The organism is Streptomyces sp. NPDC006691, from assembly GCF_042869955.1.
Classification (GTDB): domain Bacteria; phylum Actinomycetota; class Actinomycetes; order Streptomycetales; family Streptomycetaceae; genus Streptomyces.
In genome coordinates, this window is record NZ_JBIAGW010000008.1 from 179,631 (window position 1) to 193,435 (window position 13,805).

The 13,805-nt window shown below is 72.7% G+C and carries 9 protein-coding genes; 8 read left to right on the forward strand and 1 reads right to left on the reverse strand.

Translation table 11 applies throughout. From position 1 onward, the window contains the following. Positions 1–18 precede the first annotated feature (18 nt). The 5 genes from ACFYNP_RS20045 to ACFYNP_RS20065 all read left to right on the forward strand — a co-directional run bounded on the left by ACFYNP_RS20045 (position 19) and on the right by ACFYNP_RS20065 (position 8,695). Complete coding sequence (locus tag ACFYNP_RS20045) at positions 19–1,665, forward strand: serine/threonine-protein kinase (protein WP_388786824.1); 1,647 nt, start codon at positions 19–21, stop codon at positions 1,663–1,665. A gap of 78 nt (positions 1,666–1,743) precedes the next feature. Continuing rightward, a complete protein-coding gene (locus tag ACFYNP_RS20050) occupies positions 1,744–3,414 on the forward strand; it encodes a serine/threonine-protein kinase (protein WP_388786827.1) in 1,671 nt (556 codons plus the stop codon). A gap of 169 nt (positions 3,415–3,583) precedes the next feature. Then, positions 3,584–5,212 carry a succinic semialdehyde dehydrogenase gene (locus tag ACFYNP_RS20055; RefSeq protein WP_388786830.1) on the forward strand — a complete coding sequence of 543 codons (1,629 nt, stop codon included), beginning with the start codon at positions 3,584–3,586 and terminating at the stop codon, positions 5,210–5,212. 70 nt (positions 5,213–5,282) lie between these two features. After that, positions 5,283–7,088 carry a GMC oxidoreductase gene (locus tag ACFYNP_RS20060; protein WP_388786832.1) on the forward strand — a complete coding sequence of 602 codons (1,806 nt, stop codon included), beginning with the start codon at positions 5,283–5,285 and terminating at the stop codon, positions 7,086–7,088. A 392-nt stretch (positions 7,089–7,480) separates the two neighbouring features. Continuing rightward, positions 7,481–8,695, forward strand: coding sequence for a hypothetical protein (locus ACFYNP_RS20065; RefSeq protein WP_388786835.1), 1,215 nt, complete (start codon positions 7,481–7,483; stop codon positions 8,693–8,695). Positions 8,696–9,272: 577 nt separating this feature from the next. Here ACFYNP_RS20065 and ACFYNP_RS20070 read toward each other — a convergent pair. Beyond that, complete coding sequence (locus ACFYNP_RS20070; protein WP_388786837.1) at positions 9,273–9,560, reverse strand: chorismate mutase; 288 nt, start codon at positions 9,558–9,560, stop codon at positions 9,273–9,275. A 311-nt stretch (positions 9,561–9,871) separates the two neighbouring features. Here ACFYNP_RS20070 and guaA point away from each other — a divergent pair, with 311 nt between their 5' ends. From guaA to ACFYNP_RS20085, 3 genes are all read left to right on the forward strand, one after another. Then, entirely contained in the window at positions 9,872–11,461 is a 1,590-nt protein-coding gene (gene guaA, locus ACFYNP_RS20075; RefSeq protein WP_388405756.1) for a glutamine-hydrolyzing GMP synthase, read from the forward strand. 153 nt (positions 11,462–11,614) lie between these two features. Beyond that, the gene (locus ACFYNP_RS20080) at positions 11,615–12,403 is read left to right on the forward strand and encodes a class II aldolase/adducin family protein (RefSeq protein ID WP_100578184.1); all 789 of its coding nucleotides are present in this window, start codon (positions 11,615–11,617) and stop codon (positions 12,401–12,403) included. Between the two features lie 121 nt (positions 12,404–12,524). Further along, entirely contained in the window at positions 12,525–13,769 is a 1,245-nt protein-coding gene (locus tag ACFYNP_RS20085; protein ID WP_388786840.1) for a hypothetical protein, read from the forward strand. Positions 13,770–13,805 lie beyond the last annotated feature (36 nt).

Sequence of the window (13,805 nt, forward strand, 5' to 3'; positions counted from 1 at the left end):
GAGATCGAGGGGGGCCCGGTGCCCACAGCGGAGCAGGATCCGAAAGAACCCCAGGACCGTCAGGAGCGCCTCAACTCCCGTCTGGTGGCCGGACGTTACCGGCTCGGCGGGCGGCTCGGGCGGGGCGGGATGGGCACGGTGTGGCGTGCGCACGACGAGCTGCTCGGCCGCCATGTGGCCGTCAAGGAACTGCACCCCGACAGCGGCGTACCCGCGACCGCGGCGCTGCGCGAGGCCCGCGCGGTCGCCCAGATCAAGCACCCGCATGTGATCGTCGTCCACGATGTCGTCCAAGAGCCCGCCCCCGGGGGTCCCCCGGGGGCCCGGCGTTCGTACATCGTGATGGAGCTGGTCGACGGCGGCTCGCTCGCCGACCGGCTCGCCTCGGCCGGGCCCGTCGGGGTCCAGGAGGCCGCGCGCATCGGGGTCGCCCTGCTCGGGGCGCTCGCCACCGCGCACGCCCGGGGCGTACTGCACCGCGACCTCAAGCCCGCGAACGTCCTCATCGAGGAGGACGGCGGACGCGTCGTGCTCACGGACTTCGGCATCGCACAGGTGCCGGGCACCTCCACGATCAGCGAGGAGGGCGCGTTCGTCGGCTCGCCCGAGTACACCGCACCCGAGCGGATGCAGGGCGCGGGCGCCGGACCCGAGTCGGACCTGTGGTCGCTCGGCGCGCTCCTGTGCGCGGCCCTGTCCGGCGAATCCCCGTTCCACCGGGACTCGTTGGGCGGTGTCCTGCACGCCGTCGTCCTCGGCGAGATCCGCCCGCCCCGGGCCGCGGGTCCGCTGCTGCCCGTCGTGCACGGCCTGTTGGAGCGCGACCCCAAGCTGCGGCTCGGCGCGGTCGAGGCGGCGTCGCTGTTGCGTCCCTTCGCCGACCCGGGCAGCGGCCCGCCACCGCGCTACGTGCCGACCGAGCGGGTCGAACAGCCGGCTCCCCCGGTCGTCGCGGTGGCCCCGGCCGATGCCGTTCCCGCGACCCCGGTCGCCTCGCCGAGCCCCGCCGCCCGCCCCTGGGGGGCCCGGAACCTGCTGGTGGGGGCCGCCCTGGTGATCGTGCTCGCCGGGGCGGGCGCGGCCGTCGCGGTGTTCGCGCTCGGCGGGGGCGGGGGCCACCGGCACGCGGCCGAGCGGGCGGCGCGGACCGCGGCCCCGCCCGTCGCGTCGTGGCGGCCGCCTCCGCCGCCGCCACCGCCCCCGCGCCAGGCCCCGCCGCCGGTGCCCGCCGGCTTCCGCTTCGTCCGCGACCCCGACGGCTTCGGGATCGTCCTGCCGGACGGTTACACCCGCAGCACCGACGCCCAGCGCGTGTTCTACATGTCACCGGGCGGCACCCTCCGGGTCGGCATCCGGACCCAGAACGCCGTGTCCGGCGGCCCGCTCGGCGTCATGCGCCAGTCCGCCGCCAACGGGGCCACCACCAACCCCGGTTACCGTGACGCCAAGGTCACCGCGACCACCCACCACGGACGCGACGCGGCCCTGTGGGAGTTCACCTGGAACGGCTTCACCAGGGCGGAGGGCCCCCGCCACACCTACGACGTGTCCTGGGACGACTCCGGCCGGATGTACGACGTGTGGGTCTCGGCCCCCCTCACCCGTCTCGACGAGGCGAAGCGCACCTTCGACACCGCCCTGGACTCGTTCGCCCCGGGCCCCTGACGCGGTTGTCCGTCACAGCCGTGCATCCGTGTCCGGCCGGAAGTGGCAGCCGGGGCCGGTGTTCGTCAGGATGTGGGCATGATTGACGATGGGGGAGGGGCCGGCGAGCCCACCAGTTACAGCCTGCGGCCCCCGGAGCCCGCTCCGGTTCCGCACCAGCAGACGCCGCCGGAGCCCGCGCGCGGGCAGACACCGCCGACCGGGCCGGGCGGCTACGAGCCGACGCGGCAGCAGCCCGTGGACGGCACCGGCCGGCTGCTCGGCGGTCGCTACCGGCTCGTCGGCCGGCTCGGGCACGGCGGCATGGGCACCGTGTGGCGGGCCCGTGACGAGGTGGTCGACCGGGACGTCGCTGTCAAGGAGCCGCGCGTCCCGGACCACTTGGGGGAGCGCGATCGGGCCAACGTGTATCTGCGCATGCGGCGTGAGGCGCGCGCCGCCGCCCGTATCGACCACCCCGGTGTGGTCACCGTGCACGACGTCGTCATGGAGGACGGCAAGCCCTGGATCGTGATGGAGCTGGTGCGCGGCCAGTCGCTCGCCGACCGGCTCCAGGAGGGCACCCTCGATGTCCGCGAGGCCGCCCGAATAGGGCTCGCGGTGCTCGGCGCGCTCGCGGCGGCGCACGAGGCGGGCGTCCTGCACCGGGACGTCAAACCGGACAACGTGCTGCTCGGCCACGGCGACCGGGTCGTGCTCACCGACTTCGGCATCGCCCAGGTCGAGGGCGAGCAGGGCCTGACCGAGACCGGCGCCTTCGTCGGCTCACCCGAATTCATCGCCCCGGAAAGGGTGTTGGGCCGGCGGCCCGGGCCCGAGTCCGATCTGTGGTCGCTCGGCGTCGTCCTGTACGCAGCGGTCGAGGGCATGTCGCCCTACCGGCGCAGCAACGCTCCGGCCACCCTCCAGGCGGTGCTCTCGGCCGAACCGCAGGTGCCCGCCCGTGGCTCCGGAGCGTTCGGCACCCTCGTCATGCGTCTGCTGCGCAAGGACCCGGCGGCCCGGCCGAGCGCCGCCGAGGTCCGCGCGGCCCTGGAAGCGGCCGCCCACCCGGCGCCGGACCCGGCGGCGGCCACCCGGCTGAACCCCCAGGCCCCGGCCCCGGCCGCGACGGCCGGCAGCCGCTGGGTGCCGCCGGTCCTGGCGAGCAGCCGCGGGGCGCGGTTCGGGCTCGGGGGCGGGGTGCTCGCGGTCGCGGTCGCGCTCATCCTGCTCCTGGCGAATCCGTTCGGCGGCGGCGGACTTCCGGCCGGCTGGCAGGTGCGGCCCGAGAACGAGGTGCTGCACGCGGACCTGACGGTCCCGGACGAGTACGCGCGCACCCAGAGCAGCGCGGGCGACAGCGTCACCTACGACGACCCGAGCGCCGTGTTCCAGATCTACGCCGACCGGCCCGACCCGGCCACCGACACCACGCACCAGACGCTTCCCGCGGACCCGGCGGCCTGGAAGACGTACTACGAGAAGGGTGGCAGGAACGGCATCGAGTTCACCCGGGCCAAGGTGACCACCACCGACGTACGACACCAGGGCGCGAAGGCGTACGACATCGTCACCGAATACACCCCCAACGCGGAGGTCTCGAAGCCGCATCCGACCCGCTACCGCTACCACGAGCTGCTCGTGCCCGGTAAGGGCACGGGTTATTGGCGGCTGCGGGTGTCGATGCCGGCGGCGGGCCGGGCGGCCGTGGACGGCGAGGCGCTCTTCGACCGGGTCGCGGACGGTTTCGAGATCCACGATCTCTAGGCCGAAAGATCCACGCCACGGAGGACTTCGTGCTTCCCGGGTGCTTCTGGCGCGCGTAACCCGCTGATCAGCGGTTATTCAGCCAGTGATCGCTGGCGTGGTTTTCGGGGTCCTGAAAAGCCGTTACCGACGGGTACCGAAAGTGCTCCGGCGGGCATACGCTCGGCGCATGACGGACTCGCAGGCCTCGCCCACGACCACCCGCACGCCCGCCGGGACCAACCCGGTCGCCCCCGCACCAGCCGGGGCGCGGACCGCCACCGACGTGGTCACGGGCCAGCTCGTCGCCCAGCTGACCCGGGGCGTGGCCGGGTCCGGGCGGACCGCCAACCACACGCCGTTCACCGGCGAGAAGCTGGCCGACCTGCCCGAGTCCACCCCCGAGGACGTCGCCGGCGCCTTCGCGCGGGCCCGCGCCGCGCAGCGCGCCTGGGCCGCCACACCGGTCCGTGCCCGAGCCGCCGTGCTGCTCCGCTTCCACGACCTGGTCCTCGCCCGGCAGGCCGAGGTGCTCGACCTGATCCAGCTGGAGACCGGCAAGGCCCGGCTGCACGCGCACGAAGAGGTGCAGGCCGTCGCCGTCGCCGCCCGCCACTACGGGCGCAAGGCGCCGGCCTATCTGAAGCCGAGGCGCCACACCGGCGTCGTGCCCACCCTGACCAAGGTCACCGAACTGCGCCAGCCGCGTGGGGTGGTGGGGCAGATCGCGCCCTGGAACTACCCGCTGGAACTGTCGGTGGGCGACGCGCTGCCCGCGTTCGTCTCCGGCAACGCCGTCGTGATGAAGCCCGACACCGAGACCGCGCTCACCGCCCTGTGGGCACGCGATCTGCTGATCGAGGCGGGCCTGCCCGCCGAGGTCTTCCAGGTCGTGCTCGGCGAGGGCCCGGTCGTCGGCCCCGAGGTCGTCCGGCACGCCGACTACGTCTCCTTCACCGGCTCGACCCGCACCGGCCGCGAGGTCGCCCAGGGCGCGGCGGCCCGACTCGTGGGCGTGTCACTGGAGTTGGGCGGCAAGAACGCCATGCTCGTACTGCACGACGCCGACGTGGAGAAGGCGGCCGCGGGCGCGGTCCGCGCCTGCTTCTCCTCGGCCGGCCAGCTCTGCATCTCGATCGAGCGACTGTACGTCCACGAATCGATCGCCGACGCCTTCCTGGAGCGATTCGCCGCACGAACGAAGGCGATGCGGCTCGGTCGCTCTCTCGCGTACGGCGCCGACATGGGCTGCCTGGTCGGCGAGCGCCAGCTGGAGACCGTCACCCGGCACGTCGAGGAGGCCGTCGCCAAGGGCGCCAGGCTCGTCGCGGGCGGCGTGGCCCGCCCCGACATCGGCCCGCTCTTCTACGAGCCCACCATCCTGGACGGCGTCGAGGCGCCGATGGCCGTGTGCACCGAGGAGACCTTCGGCCCGGTCGTCTCCGTCTACCGCTTCAAGGACGAGGACGAGGTGATCGAGCGGGCCAACGCCACTCCCTACGGCCTCAACTCCTCGGTGTGGACGAAGGACGCGAAGCGCGGCCACGAGGTCGCGGCTCGGCTCGGCACCGGCACGGTGAACATCAACGAGGGCTATGCCCCCGCCTACGGCAGTGTCCAGTCGCCGATGGGCGGCATGAAGGACTCCGGGCTCGGCCGGCGGCACGGCTCCGAGGGCATCCTCAAGTACACCGAGGCCCAGACCGTCGCCCAGCAGCGGCTCATCCCGCTGGCCCCCTCCTTCGGCATGGACGACGAGAAGTACGCCGCCTTCATGACCCGGAGCCTCAAGGCCATGAAGGCCCTGCGCCTGCGCTAGCTCCCGGTCCGCCCGGACCACGCCAGGAAAACCCGCCCCTCACAACCGCCCCCCGTGCACGAGGAGAGCCATGTCCCAGGTACCCCCTGCCCAGAATCCGGACGAGGACGGCGGATACGACTACGACGTCGTCGTGGTCGGCTCGGGCTTCGGCGGCTCGGTGACGGCACTGCGGCTCACCGAGAAGGGCTACCGGGTCGCCGTCCTGGAGGCGGGCCGCCGCTTCACCCGGGCCACGCTGCCCAAGAACTCCTGGGACATCAAGAACTACCTGTGGGCGCCCAAGCTCGGCCTGTACGGCATCCAGCGCATCCATCTGCTCGGCAATGTGATGGTGCTCGGCGGCGCCGGGGTCGGCGGCGGCTCGCTCAACTACGCCAACACCCTGTACGTGCCGCCGAAGCAGTTCTTCGACGACCCGCAGTGGAAGGACATCACCGACTGGCAGGACGAGCTGGCGCCGTACTACGACCAGGCGCGGCGCATGCTCGGCGTGCGGCTCAACCCGACGATGACGCCCTCCGACGTCCACCTCAAGGCCGCGGCCCAGCGCATGGGCGTCGGCGACACCTTCCACATGGCGCCGGTCGGGGTCTTCTTCGGCGACGGTGAAGATGGTGACGGTACGTCAAAGGCCAGGCCGGGCACGGCTGTTGACGACCCGTACTTCGGCGGCGCGGGGCCCTCGCGCAGGGCGTGCACCGAGTGCGGCGAGTGCATGACGGGGTGTCGGCACGGTGCGAAGAACACCCTGAACGAGAACTACCTCTACCTCGCCGAGAAGTCGGGGGCGGTGGTCCACCCCATGACGACCGTCGTCTCGGTGACCGACGACTCGCGCGGCGGCCATGCCGTCGCCACCCTGCCCACCGACCGCAAGGACGCGCCGGGACGGCTGTTCACGGCCCGTCGCGTCGTCATCGCGGCCGGCACCTACGGCACCCAGACCCTGCTCCACCGCATGAAGGCGAGCGGTCAACTCCCCTACATTTCGAAGCGGTTGGGCGAGCTGACCCGTACCAACTCCGAGGCGCTCGTCGGAGCCCAGACCACCAGCCGCCGCTACCGCAGCCGGCACGGCGCGGCCAGGGTGGACTTCACCCGGGGCGTCGCCATCACCTCCTCGATCCATCCGGACGAGAACACCCACATCGAGCCGGTCCGCTACGGCAAGGGCTCGAACGCGATGGGCAGCATGTCGATCCTCCAGGTGCCCTACGGCGTCAACCGGGTGCGCAACTGGCTCGGCAACGCGGCCAAGCACCCGCTGCTCCTCGCACGTTCGATCAGCAACCACCGCTGGTCCGAGCGAACGATCATCGGCCTGGTCATGCAGTCGCTCGACAATTCGCTCACCACGCACCTCAAGCCGGACGGCGTCGGCAAGGGGCTGCTGACCGCCGAGCAGGGCCACGGCGCGCCCAACCCCAAGCAGATCCGGGCGGCCACCGACGGCGCCACGGCGATCGCCGCGGAGATCAACGGCTTCGCCGGCTCGAACGTCGGCGAGCTCATGGGCACCCCGCTCACCGCGCACTTCCTGGGTGGCTGCCCGATCGGCGACTCGGCCGAGACCGGCGTGATCGACCCGTACCACCGGCTGTACGGACACCCCGGGATCTCGGTGGTGGACGGCGCGGCCGTCTCGGCGAACCTCGGTGTCAACCCGTCCCTGACGATCACCGCACAGGCCGAGCGCGCGATGTCGCTGTGGCCCAACAAGGGCGAGGCCGACCTCCGCCCGGCACCGGGCGCGGCCTACGTCCGGCTCGCCCCGGTCGAGCCGAAGTCCCCGGCGGTCCCGGCGGAGGCGTTCGGCGCGCTCAAGCTCCCGTTCCTGGGCATGCCGGCGGTCCCGCCGAAGCCGGGGAAGTAAGCCGCGCGGACCGTCCCGGCGGATCCGGGCCGTCGGTGAGCCGTCGGCGATCGCTTGCCGTCGGTGAGCCGTCGCCGATCGCTTGAGCAAACGATCACGTAAGCAATCGAAAGCCGGCCGGACACGCAAGAGGCGCTGCACCCCCCTCCGAGTGCAGCGCCTCTCACGTATGCGGAGACCTGGTGGAGCCCCGTCGGCGGAAACGGAACGCGGGCGGGACTGTTGGTTCCACATGCATGACCTGTGGCTCCTGTGAATGGTTGTCCCGCCTTCACGAAATCCTTATGTGATCCACACCACTCCTCTCCCGCGGCAACCATCGGCCCGCTCCGCGGGTCGAACCGCTGCCGCGGCGTGTGCCGCCCAGTGCATGTCAAGAGGGGTCATCAGAAGTGAGCGAGAAGCCGCCGGTCTCGAAGGAGTCGTCGAGCGACGACTCGGTGCCGGACGAGGTGTGGGAGCGGTTCATCCGCGACACCGAGCTGGACATCCGGGCATCCGCGCCCAAGGAGCCCTCGGCCCGGGCCCGCATGGTGACCGACCGGCTGCGCAAGGAGCGGGAGGCGGCCGGGGCCGCCGGGGTCCGCGGCCGCACGGGCAAGCGCTGGGGGAGGGGTGAGCGCCGCCCCGCCGAGCCGGCGGGCTGGCGGACCGGTCCGGCCTGGCAGGAGATGAACGGGCGGCGGGCCGCCCGCAAGCGCCGCATGAGGGGCGTGCTCGGCGTCTTCCTCGCCGCGGCCGTCCTGCTGGTGGCTCTGAATCCGTCCCGGGCCCTGTCCGTGGTGACCGGCGGCGACGGCTCCGGCGATACCGCGGCTGCCCCGCTCCCGGCGGAGACCGCGGCCCCGACGGCCGCCCCGCCCTCCTTCGACCCGGACCGGCCCACCCTGAAGGAGCCCTTCCGCGGCTCGCCCGCGATGCAGTACGCGGACGGCGCCGCCGGGATCCAGCTGCCCGATGCCACCGCGCTCGGCGGCATCTCCAAGGAGCGGGTCGCCGCGGCCCTGGCCGCCACCCGCACCTTCCTGATCGAGTCGAACCTGTCCCCGGCCACCCTGCGCGGCGAGCGCCCGGAGACCGCCCTCGGCCTCATCGACCCGCTGGACAAGGAACTCCTCGACCAGTTCGACACCGGCCTGGTCAAGCCGGACAAGGAACACGACCCGCTGGAGCTGGTCTCCCGCTTCGACCCGAAGAAGGTCAAGCTCGTCGGTGACGTGGTCAAGACCCGCGGCCGCATGACGTTCGACAAGGGGTCCGACGGCGGGGTCGTCGTGCACGCCGATTACACCTTCGTCTACCCGCTGGTGAAGGCGGCGCCGGGCTCGACGGAGGTGGCCCGCACGATCGTCCGCCGCGTCCTCGACGTCGACGTCACCGACCCGTCCGTCACGCGGATCACCCCGGACAAGCTCTGGATCGCCCGGCACGACGTGGACAGCGCCAACTCGCGGTGCGGCGTCTACGACGGCTATCTGAACCCCGAGTTCGCCGACGAGACCCCCTCCGGTCCCACCCCGAGCGGCCCCGCCGTCGACCCGTACGACCGCAGCAAGCCCGTGGGCGCGGACCGCTCGGAGGACTGCGGCACGGCCAGCCGTACCTGAGCCGGAGCATCAACTGGCCTATGGGCAGGGCGAGTTGCGGAGAGGCTTCGCACGGAGCCATCGCCGACGCAGGCGAAGGGCCCCGCGGTTCGGCCCGTACGGGGTGTGTACGGGCGGCCTGCGGGGCCCTGGGCCGTCAGCACCGACGTCAGGGCAGCGTCGGTGCCGCGGGGGCGGCGCCGGGGGGTGCGCCGCTGGACTGGTGTGCCGGGTGGCCGACCCGGCGCGTGCGGGACGCGCGAGTGGTGTCGGCCCCTGGCAACGGGTGTACGGGGCAAGGGACTTGTCTTCGCATCGTGCTGGATGGGCCGCGCCCGGCGCAACCGTTTGGACCGGATGCGGCCGGTCCCGGGCGTCCCCGGAACCGACCGCCTTTATGGGGTGACCGGGCTGCTGTCCCCTGCCGTCCGGTCACACACGCCGGGGCGAGGTCCCACGACGCACTTGCGATGCGTCACACGCCCCAGCGGAGCCACGCGTGGTTTTTTCGGGCCCGCCCCTGGCTGGCACGGACACCCCACCAACGAAGCCGGGCCGGGCACGGTCACGGCGCCGTACGGGTGAGGAGCGCCCGAACTCAGATACGGCCCCGGCACAGCTCCAGGAGCGTCATCGCGAGGGCGGTGCCGGGCCTGCCGAGCGCGTCGCTGAAGTGGGCCAGGACCTCCATCTCGCGGTTCAGGCTGACCCGGCGGCCGCCGGAGGCGATCCGGGACTCCTGGATGACCGCCGAGACGGCCATGCGTTCCTGGACGAGACCGATGATGCGGTCGTCGAGCGCGTCGATGCGCTCGCGCGCGCCGGTGATCACGGCGGCGGCCTCGTCGGGGCGGGCGCCGGTCTTCTCGGTGACGGAGATGCTCATGGGGGCTCCTCGTGAGGGATGCGGGCCCCGGATCGGCAAGGACCGGAAACCACTGAGCGCCCCGGGCCTTGTCGGCCCGGGGCGCTCAGTGGAAGTCGCTTGTCAGTTGCTCAAGCAGCACGACCATGGCGCCCGGCGGGCCGGGTGCCATAGGTAAAGACGAAGGTCTGGTGCTCGCGCATGCGGACAGTATGGACCGACGCCCCGGAACCGGGCCAATCCGGGTTCGGATGGTGAGACGAAGCCGGACCCGTGCGCCCCGGTAGAATCGACAAAACCGACCCCCTCCCACCGCCGGAAGGCCGCCACCCGTGCCAGCAGCACCCTCCGCAGCCGCGCCCGACAGCAACCCGGACGTCGTCCTGGTTGTCGACTTCGGCGCGCAGTACGCCCAGCTCATCGCCCGCCGCGTCCGCGAGGCCCGGGTCTACAGCGAGATCGTCCCGAGCAGCATGCCCGTGGCCGAGATGCTGGCCAGGAACCCCAAGGCGATCATCCTCTCCGGCGGCCCGTCCTCCGTGTACGCCGAGGGCGCCCCGCGCCTGGACCGCGCGATCTTCGAGGCCGGGGTCCCCGTCTTCGGCATGTGCTACGGCTTCCAGCTGATGGCGACCACGCTCGGCGGCACGGTCGACGACAACGGCGCCCGTGAGTACGGCCGCACCCCGCTGACCGTCTCCCAGCAGGGCTCCACCCTCTTCGAGGGCACCCCGGCCGAGCAGTCGGTGTGGATGTCGCACGGCGACGCCTGCTCGGCGGCCCCCGAGGGCTTCACGGTCACGGCCTCCACGGACGTCGTCCCCGTCGCCGCCTTCGAGAACGACGAGAAGAAGCTCTACGGCGTCCAGTACCACCCCGAGGTGCTGCACTCCACGCACGGCCAGCAGATCCTGGAGCACTTCCTCTACCGCGGCGCGGGCATCGAGCCGACGTGGACGACGCACAACGTCGTCGAGGAGCAGGTCGCCCTGATCCGCGAGCAGGTCGGTTCCAAGCGCGCGATCTGCGGCCTGTCCGGCGGCGTGGACTCGGCGGTCGCCGCGGCCCTCGTCCAGAAGGCCATCGGCTCCCAGCTGACCTGCGTGTACGTCGACCACGGCCTGATGCGCAAGGGCGAGACCGAGCAGGTCGAGAAGGACTTCGTGGCCGCCACCGGCGTCCAGCTGAAGGTCGTCGACGCGCAGGAGCGATTCCTCACCGCGCTCGCCGGCGTCTCCGACCCGGAGACCAAGCGGAAGATCATCGGCCGCGAGTTCATCCGCGTCTTCGAGCAGGCCCAGCTGGAGATCCTCCAGGAGGACGGCCCCGAGGTCGCCTTCCTCGTCCAGGGCACGCTGTACCCGGACGTGGTCGAGTCCGGCGGCGGCACCGGCACCGCGAACATCAAGTCGCACCACAACGTGGGCGGCCTGCCCGACGACATCGAGTTCGAACTCGTCGAGCCGCTGCGCAAGCTGTTCAAGGACGAGGTCCGCATGGTCGGCCAGGAGCTCGGCCTGCCCGACGAGATCGTCCAGCGCCAGCCCTTCCCCGGCCCCGGCCTCGGCATCCGCATCGTCGGCGAGGTCACCAAGGAGCGTCTGGACCTGCTGCGCGAGGCCGACGCGATCGCCCGCGAGGAGCTGACCGCGGCCGGCCTGGACCGCGAGATCTGGCAGTGCCCGGTCGTGCTGCTCGCCGATGTGCGCTCGGTGGGCGTCCAGGGCGACGGCCGCACCTACGGCCACCCGATCGTGCTGCGCCCGGTCTCCTCCGAGGACGCCATGACGGCGGACTGGACGCGGATGCCGTACGACGTGCTCGCGAAGATCTCCACCCGCATCACCAACGAGGTCGCCGACGTCAACCGCGTCGTCCTCGACGTGACGAGCAAGCCGCCGGGCACCATCGAGTGGGAGTAGTCCCCACCGGCTCAGCGACACCGACGGCGTCGTCCCCGTATCCGGGGGCGGCGCCGTCGCCGTCGGCCCCGGGTGCGGGCGCCGCCCGTCGCCGTTGTCACCGACGCCCGCACGACTCTGTTCACCTGCGGTAACGCGAGGTAGCTTCCGGCCATGACTGAGATGCCCGAGCCGATACCGGTGGACCAGCTGCGGTTCGATCTGCCGCCCGTGCACGACGACCCCGCCCAGGAGCGGCAGCACCGCAAGGAGCGGCTCGCGGGGGCGCTGAGACTGTTCGCCCGGTTCGGGTACGAGGAAGGCGTCTCGGGCCATGTCACCGCGCGCGACCCGGAGTTGGCCGACTGCTACTGGGTGAACCCGTTCGGGGTGCCGTTCGCCCACGTCACCGCGGGGGAGCTGGTCCTGGTCAACGGGGAGGGGCAGGTCGTCCAGGGCGGTCACCACGTCAACCAGGCCGCGTTCACCGTGCATGCCCAGGTGCACCGGGCCCGCCCGGACGCCGTGGCCGTCGTCCACACCCACTCCACGTACGGCAGGGCGCTCGCGGCGCTCGGTGACTTCGTCGAGCCGTACACGCAGGAGGCCTGCGCCTTCTTCGAGGACCACGCGGTGTACGACGCCTACACCGGGGTGATCGTGGACGCCGAGGAGAGCCGGCGGATCGCCGCGGCGCTCGCCTCACACAAGGCCGTCGTGCTGCGCAACCACGGGCTGCTCACCGTCGGGGACTCGGTGGACGCGGCGGCCTGGTGGTTCATCTCGATGGAGCGGTGCGCGAAGGTGCAGCTCGCGGCGCGGGCGGCCGGCAAGCCCGTACTCATCGACCGACGGGACGCGGTGGCCACCCGTGACCAGCTCGGCAGTGATCTCGTGGCCTGGATCAACTACCAGCCGCTGTGGCGGCAGATCAGCCGCGCGGAGCCCGAACTTCTGTCGTAGTACGTCAATTCGATGGTGCGTCAATCACCCCCCGGGCCGCGCAGTACCGGCCGGTGGGAGGTTTCGGTGAGCGACAATTCCCTGACGGTTCAAGGGATGTGGCGTATGGACGGAGTGCCCGGTGGCAGTGCAGGAGGCTCGGCAATGCGGAGGTGACTGCGCGCACGGCGCGCGCGACGGGCACCGGCGCGCGGTGGCGGAGTTCCTCGCCAAGCGGGACGGACTCGCCGCGGGCGAGGGGCTGCCCGCCGCGCTCGCCCACTCCGCCGGGGCGTCGCGCCAGTGGGTCTCCGACGAGCTGACCCAGTCCGCGCGGACGGTCGCCGAGCGCGGCCGGGCAGCGGGCCGGGCCTGGCCCGATCGGGTCTGGTGGGGCACCCTCGGCACGGTCTGGGGCGGCGTGGTCGTGCTCTCGCTGGCCGAGTCGGCGACCGCGATCGGTGCGGGCTGGACGCCCGCCCGCACCGCGGGACTCCTGGCCGCCCTCGCGTTGGCGGCGCCCGCCACCGCGGCGGCGCACGCGCACCGCGCGCACGGCGGACTCCTGGCGCCCGTGCTCGGTGAGGACAACCGCCTCTCGACCTCGCGGGCGGTCGCGGCCGCCTGGGGCCTGTTCGCGGTCTTCGCGACCCTGGTCCTCACCTTGCGGCTGGTCGCCGCCGCCGATCCCGCCGAGCGCGATCGACTCCTGAGCGGTCTCCAACTGGCCCACTGCGGCGGCCTGTTGACGGTCCTGTTCACCACCTCGGCGATCGCGGTGGTGGTCCGCAGGGTGGTGACACTGCGCATCCAGGGCCAGCGCCTTCAGAAGCTGCGGGCCGACCGGCCGCGCGGCGCCGACCTCGTGACCGACGACGCGGGGCGGGGCAGCTTCGCGGACGCGCAATACGTCGCGGCGACCCTGGCCGCCGTCCTCTTCGCGGCGGTACGCCTGGGCCGCCACCCCGATCAACTCCCGGATCTGCCCTGGGGGCTGGCGGCTCTGGTGCTGGTCTCCGCCGCGACCTACCTGGCCGGGAAGTACGCGGAGGGCGGCCGCCCCGTCGTGCTCTCCGTCGTGCGGGCCCGGGAGGCAGGGGACCTGGACGCGCCCATCCGTACCGGCGACGACATCGAGATCCGGGGCGCCGGCTTCGTCCCGCCGGGTGCCGGCACCCCGGACCGGCTCGCCCGCGTCGTGGTGCGCATCGGCGCGGTCCATGTCCACGTCCCGCTGATCCCGGTGCCGGGCGGCTTCGTGAACCCGACGGACGGGGTGCTCACGGTGCCGGTGCCGGTGGACGTCGAGGCGGGGCGGGTGGAGGTCCGGGTGGTGACGGCGGCAGGGGTCGAGACGGACGCGGTGCTCGTGGAGGTCGCGGAGTAGGAGCCGGTCCCGCCCGGGCGACCGGAGTGGGATTGA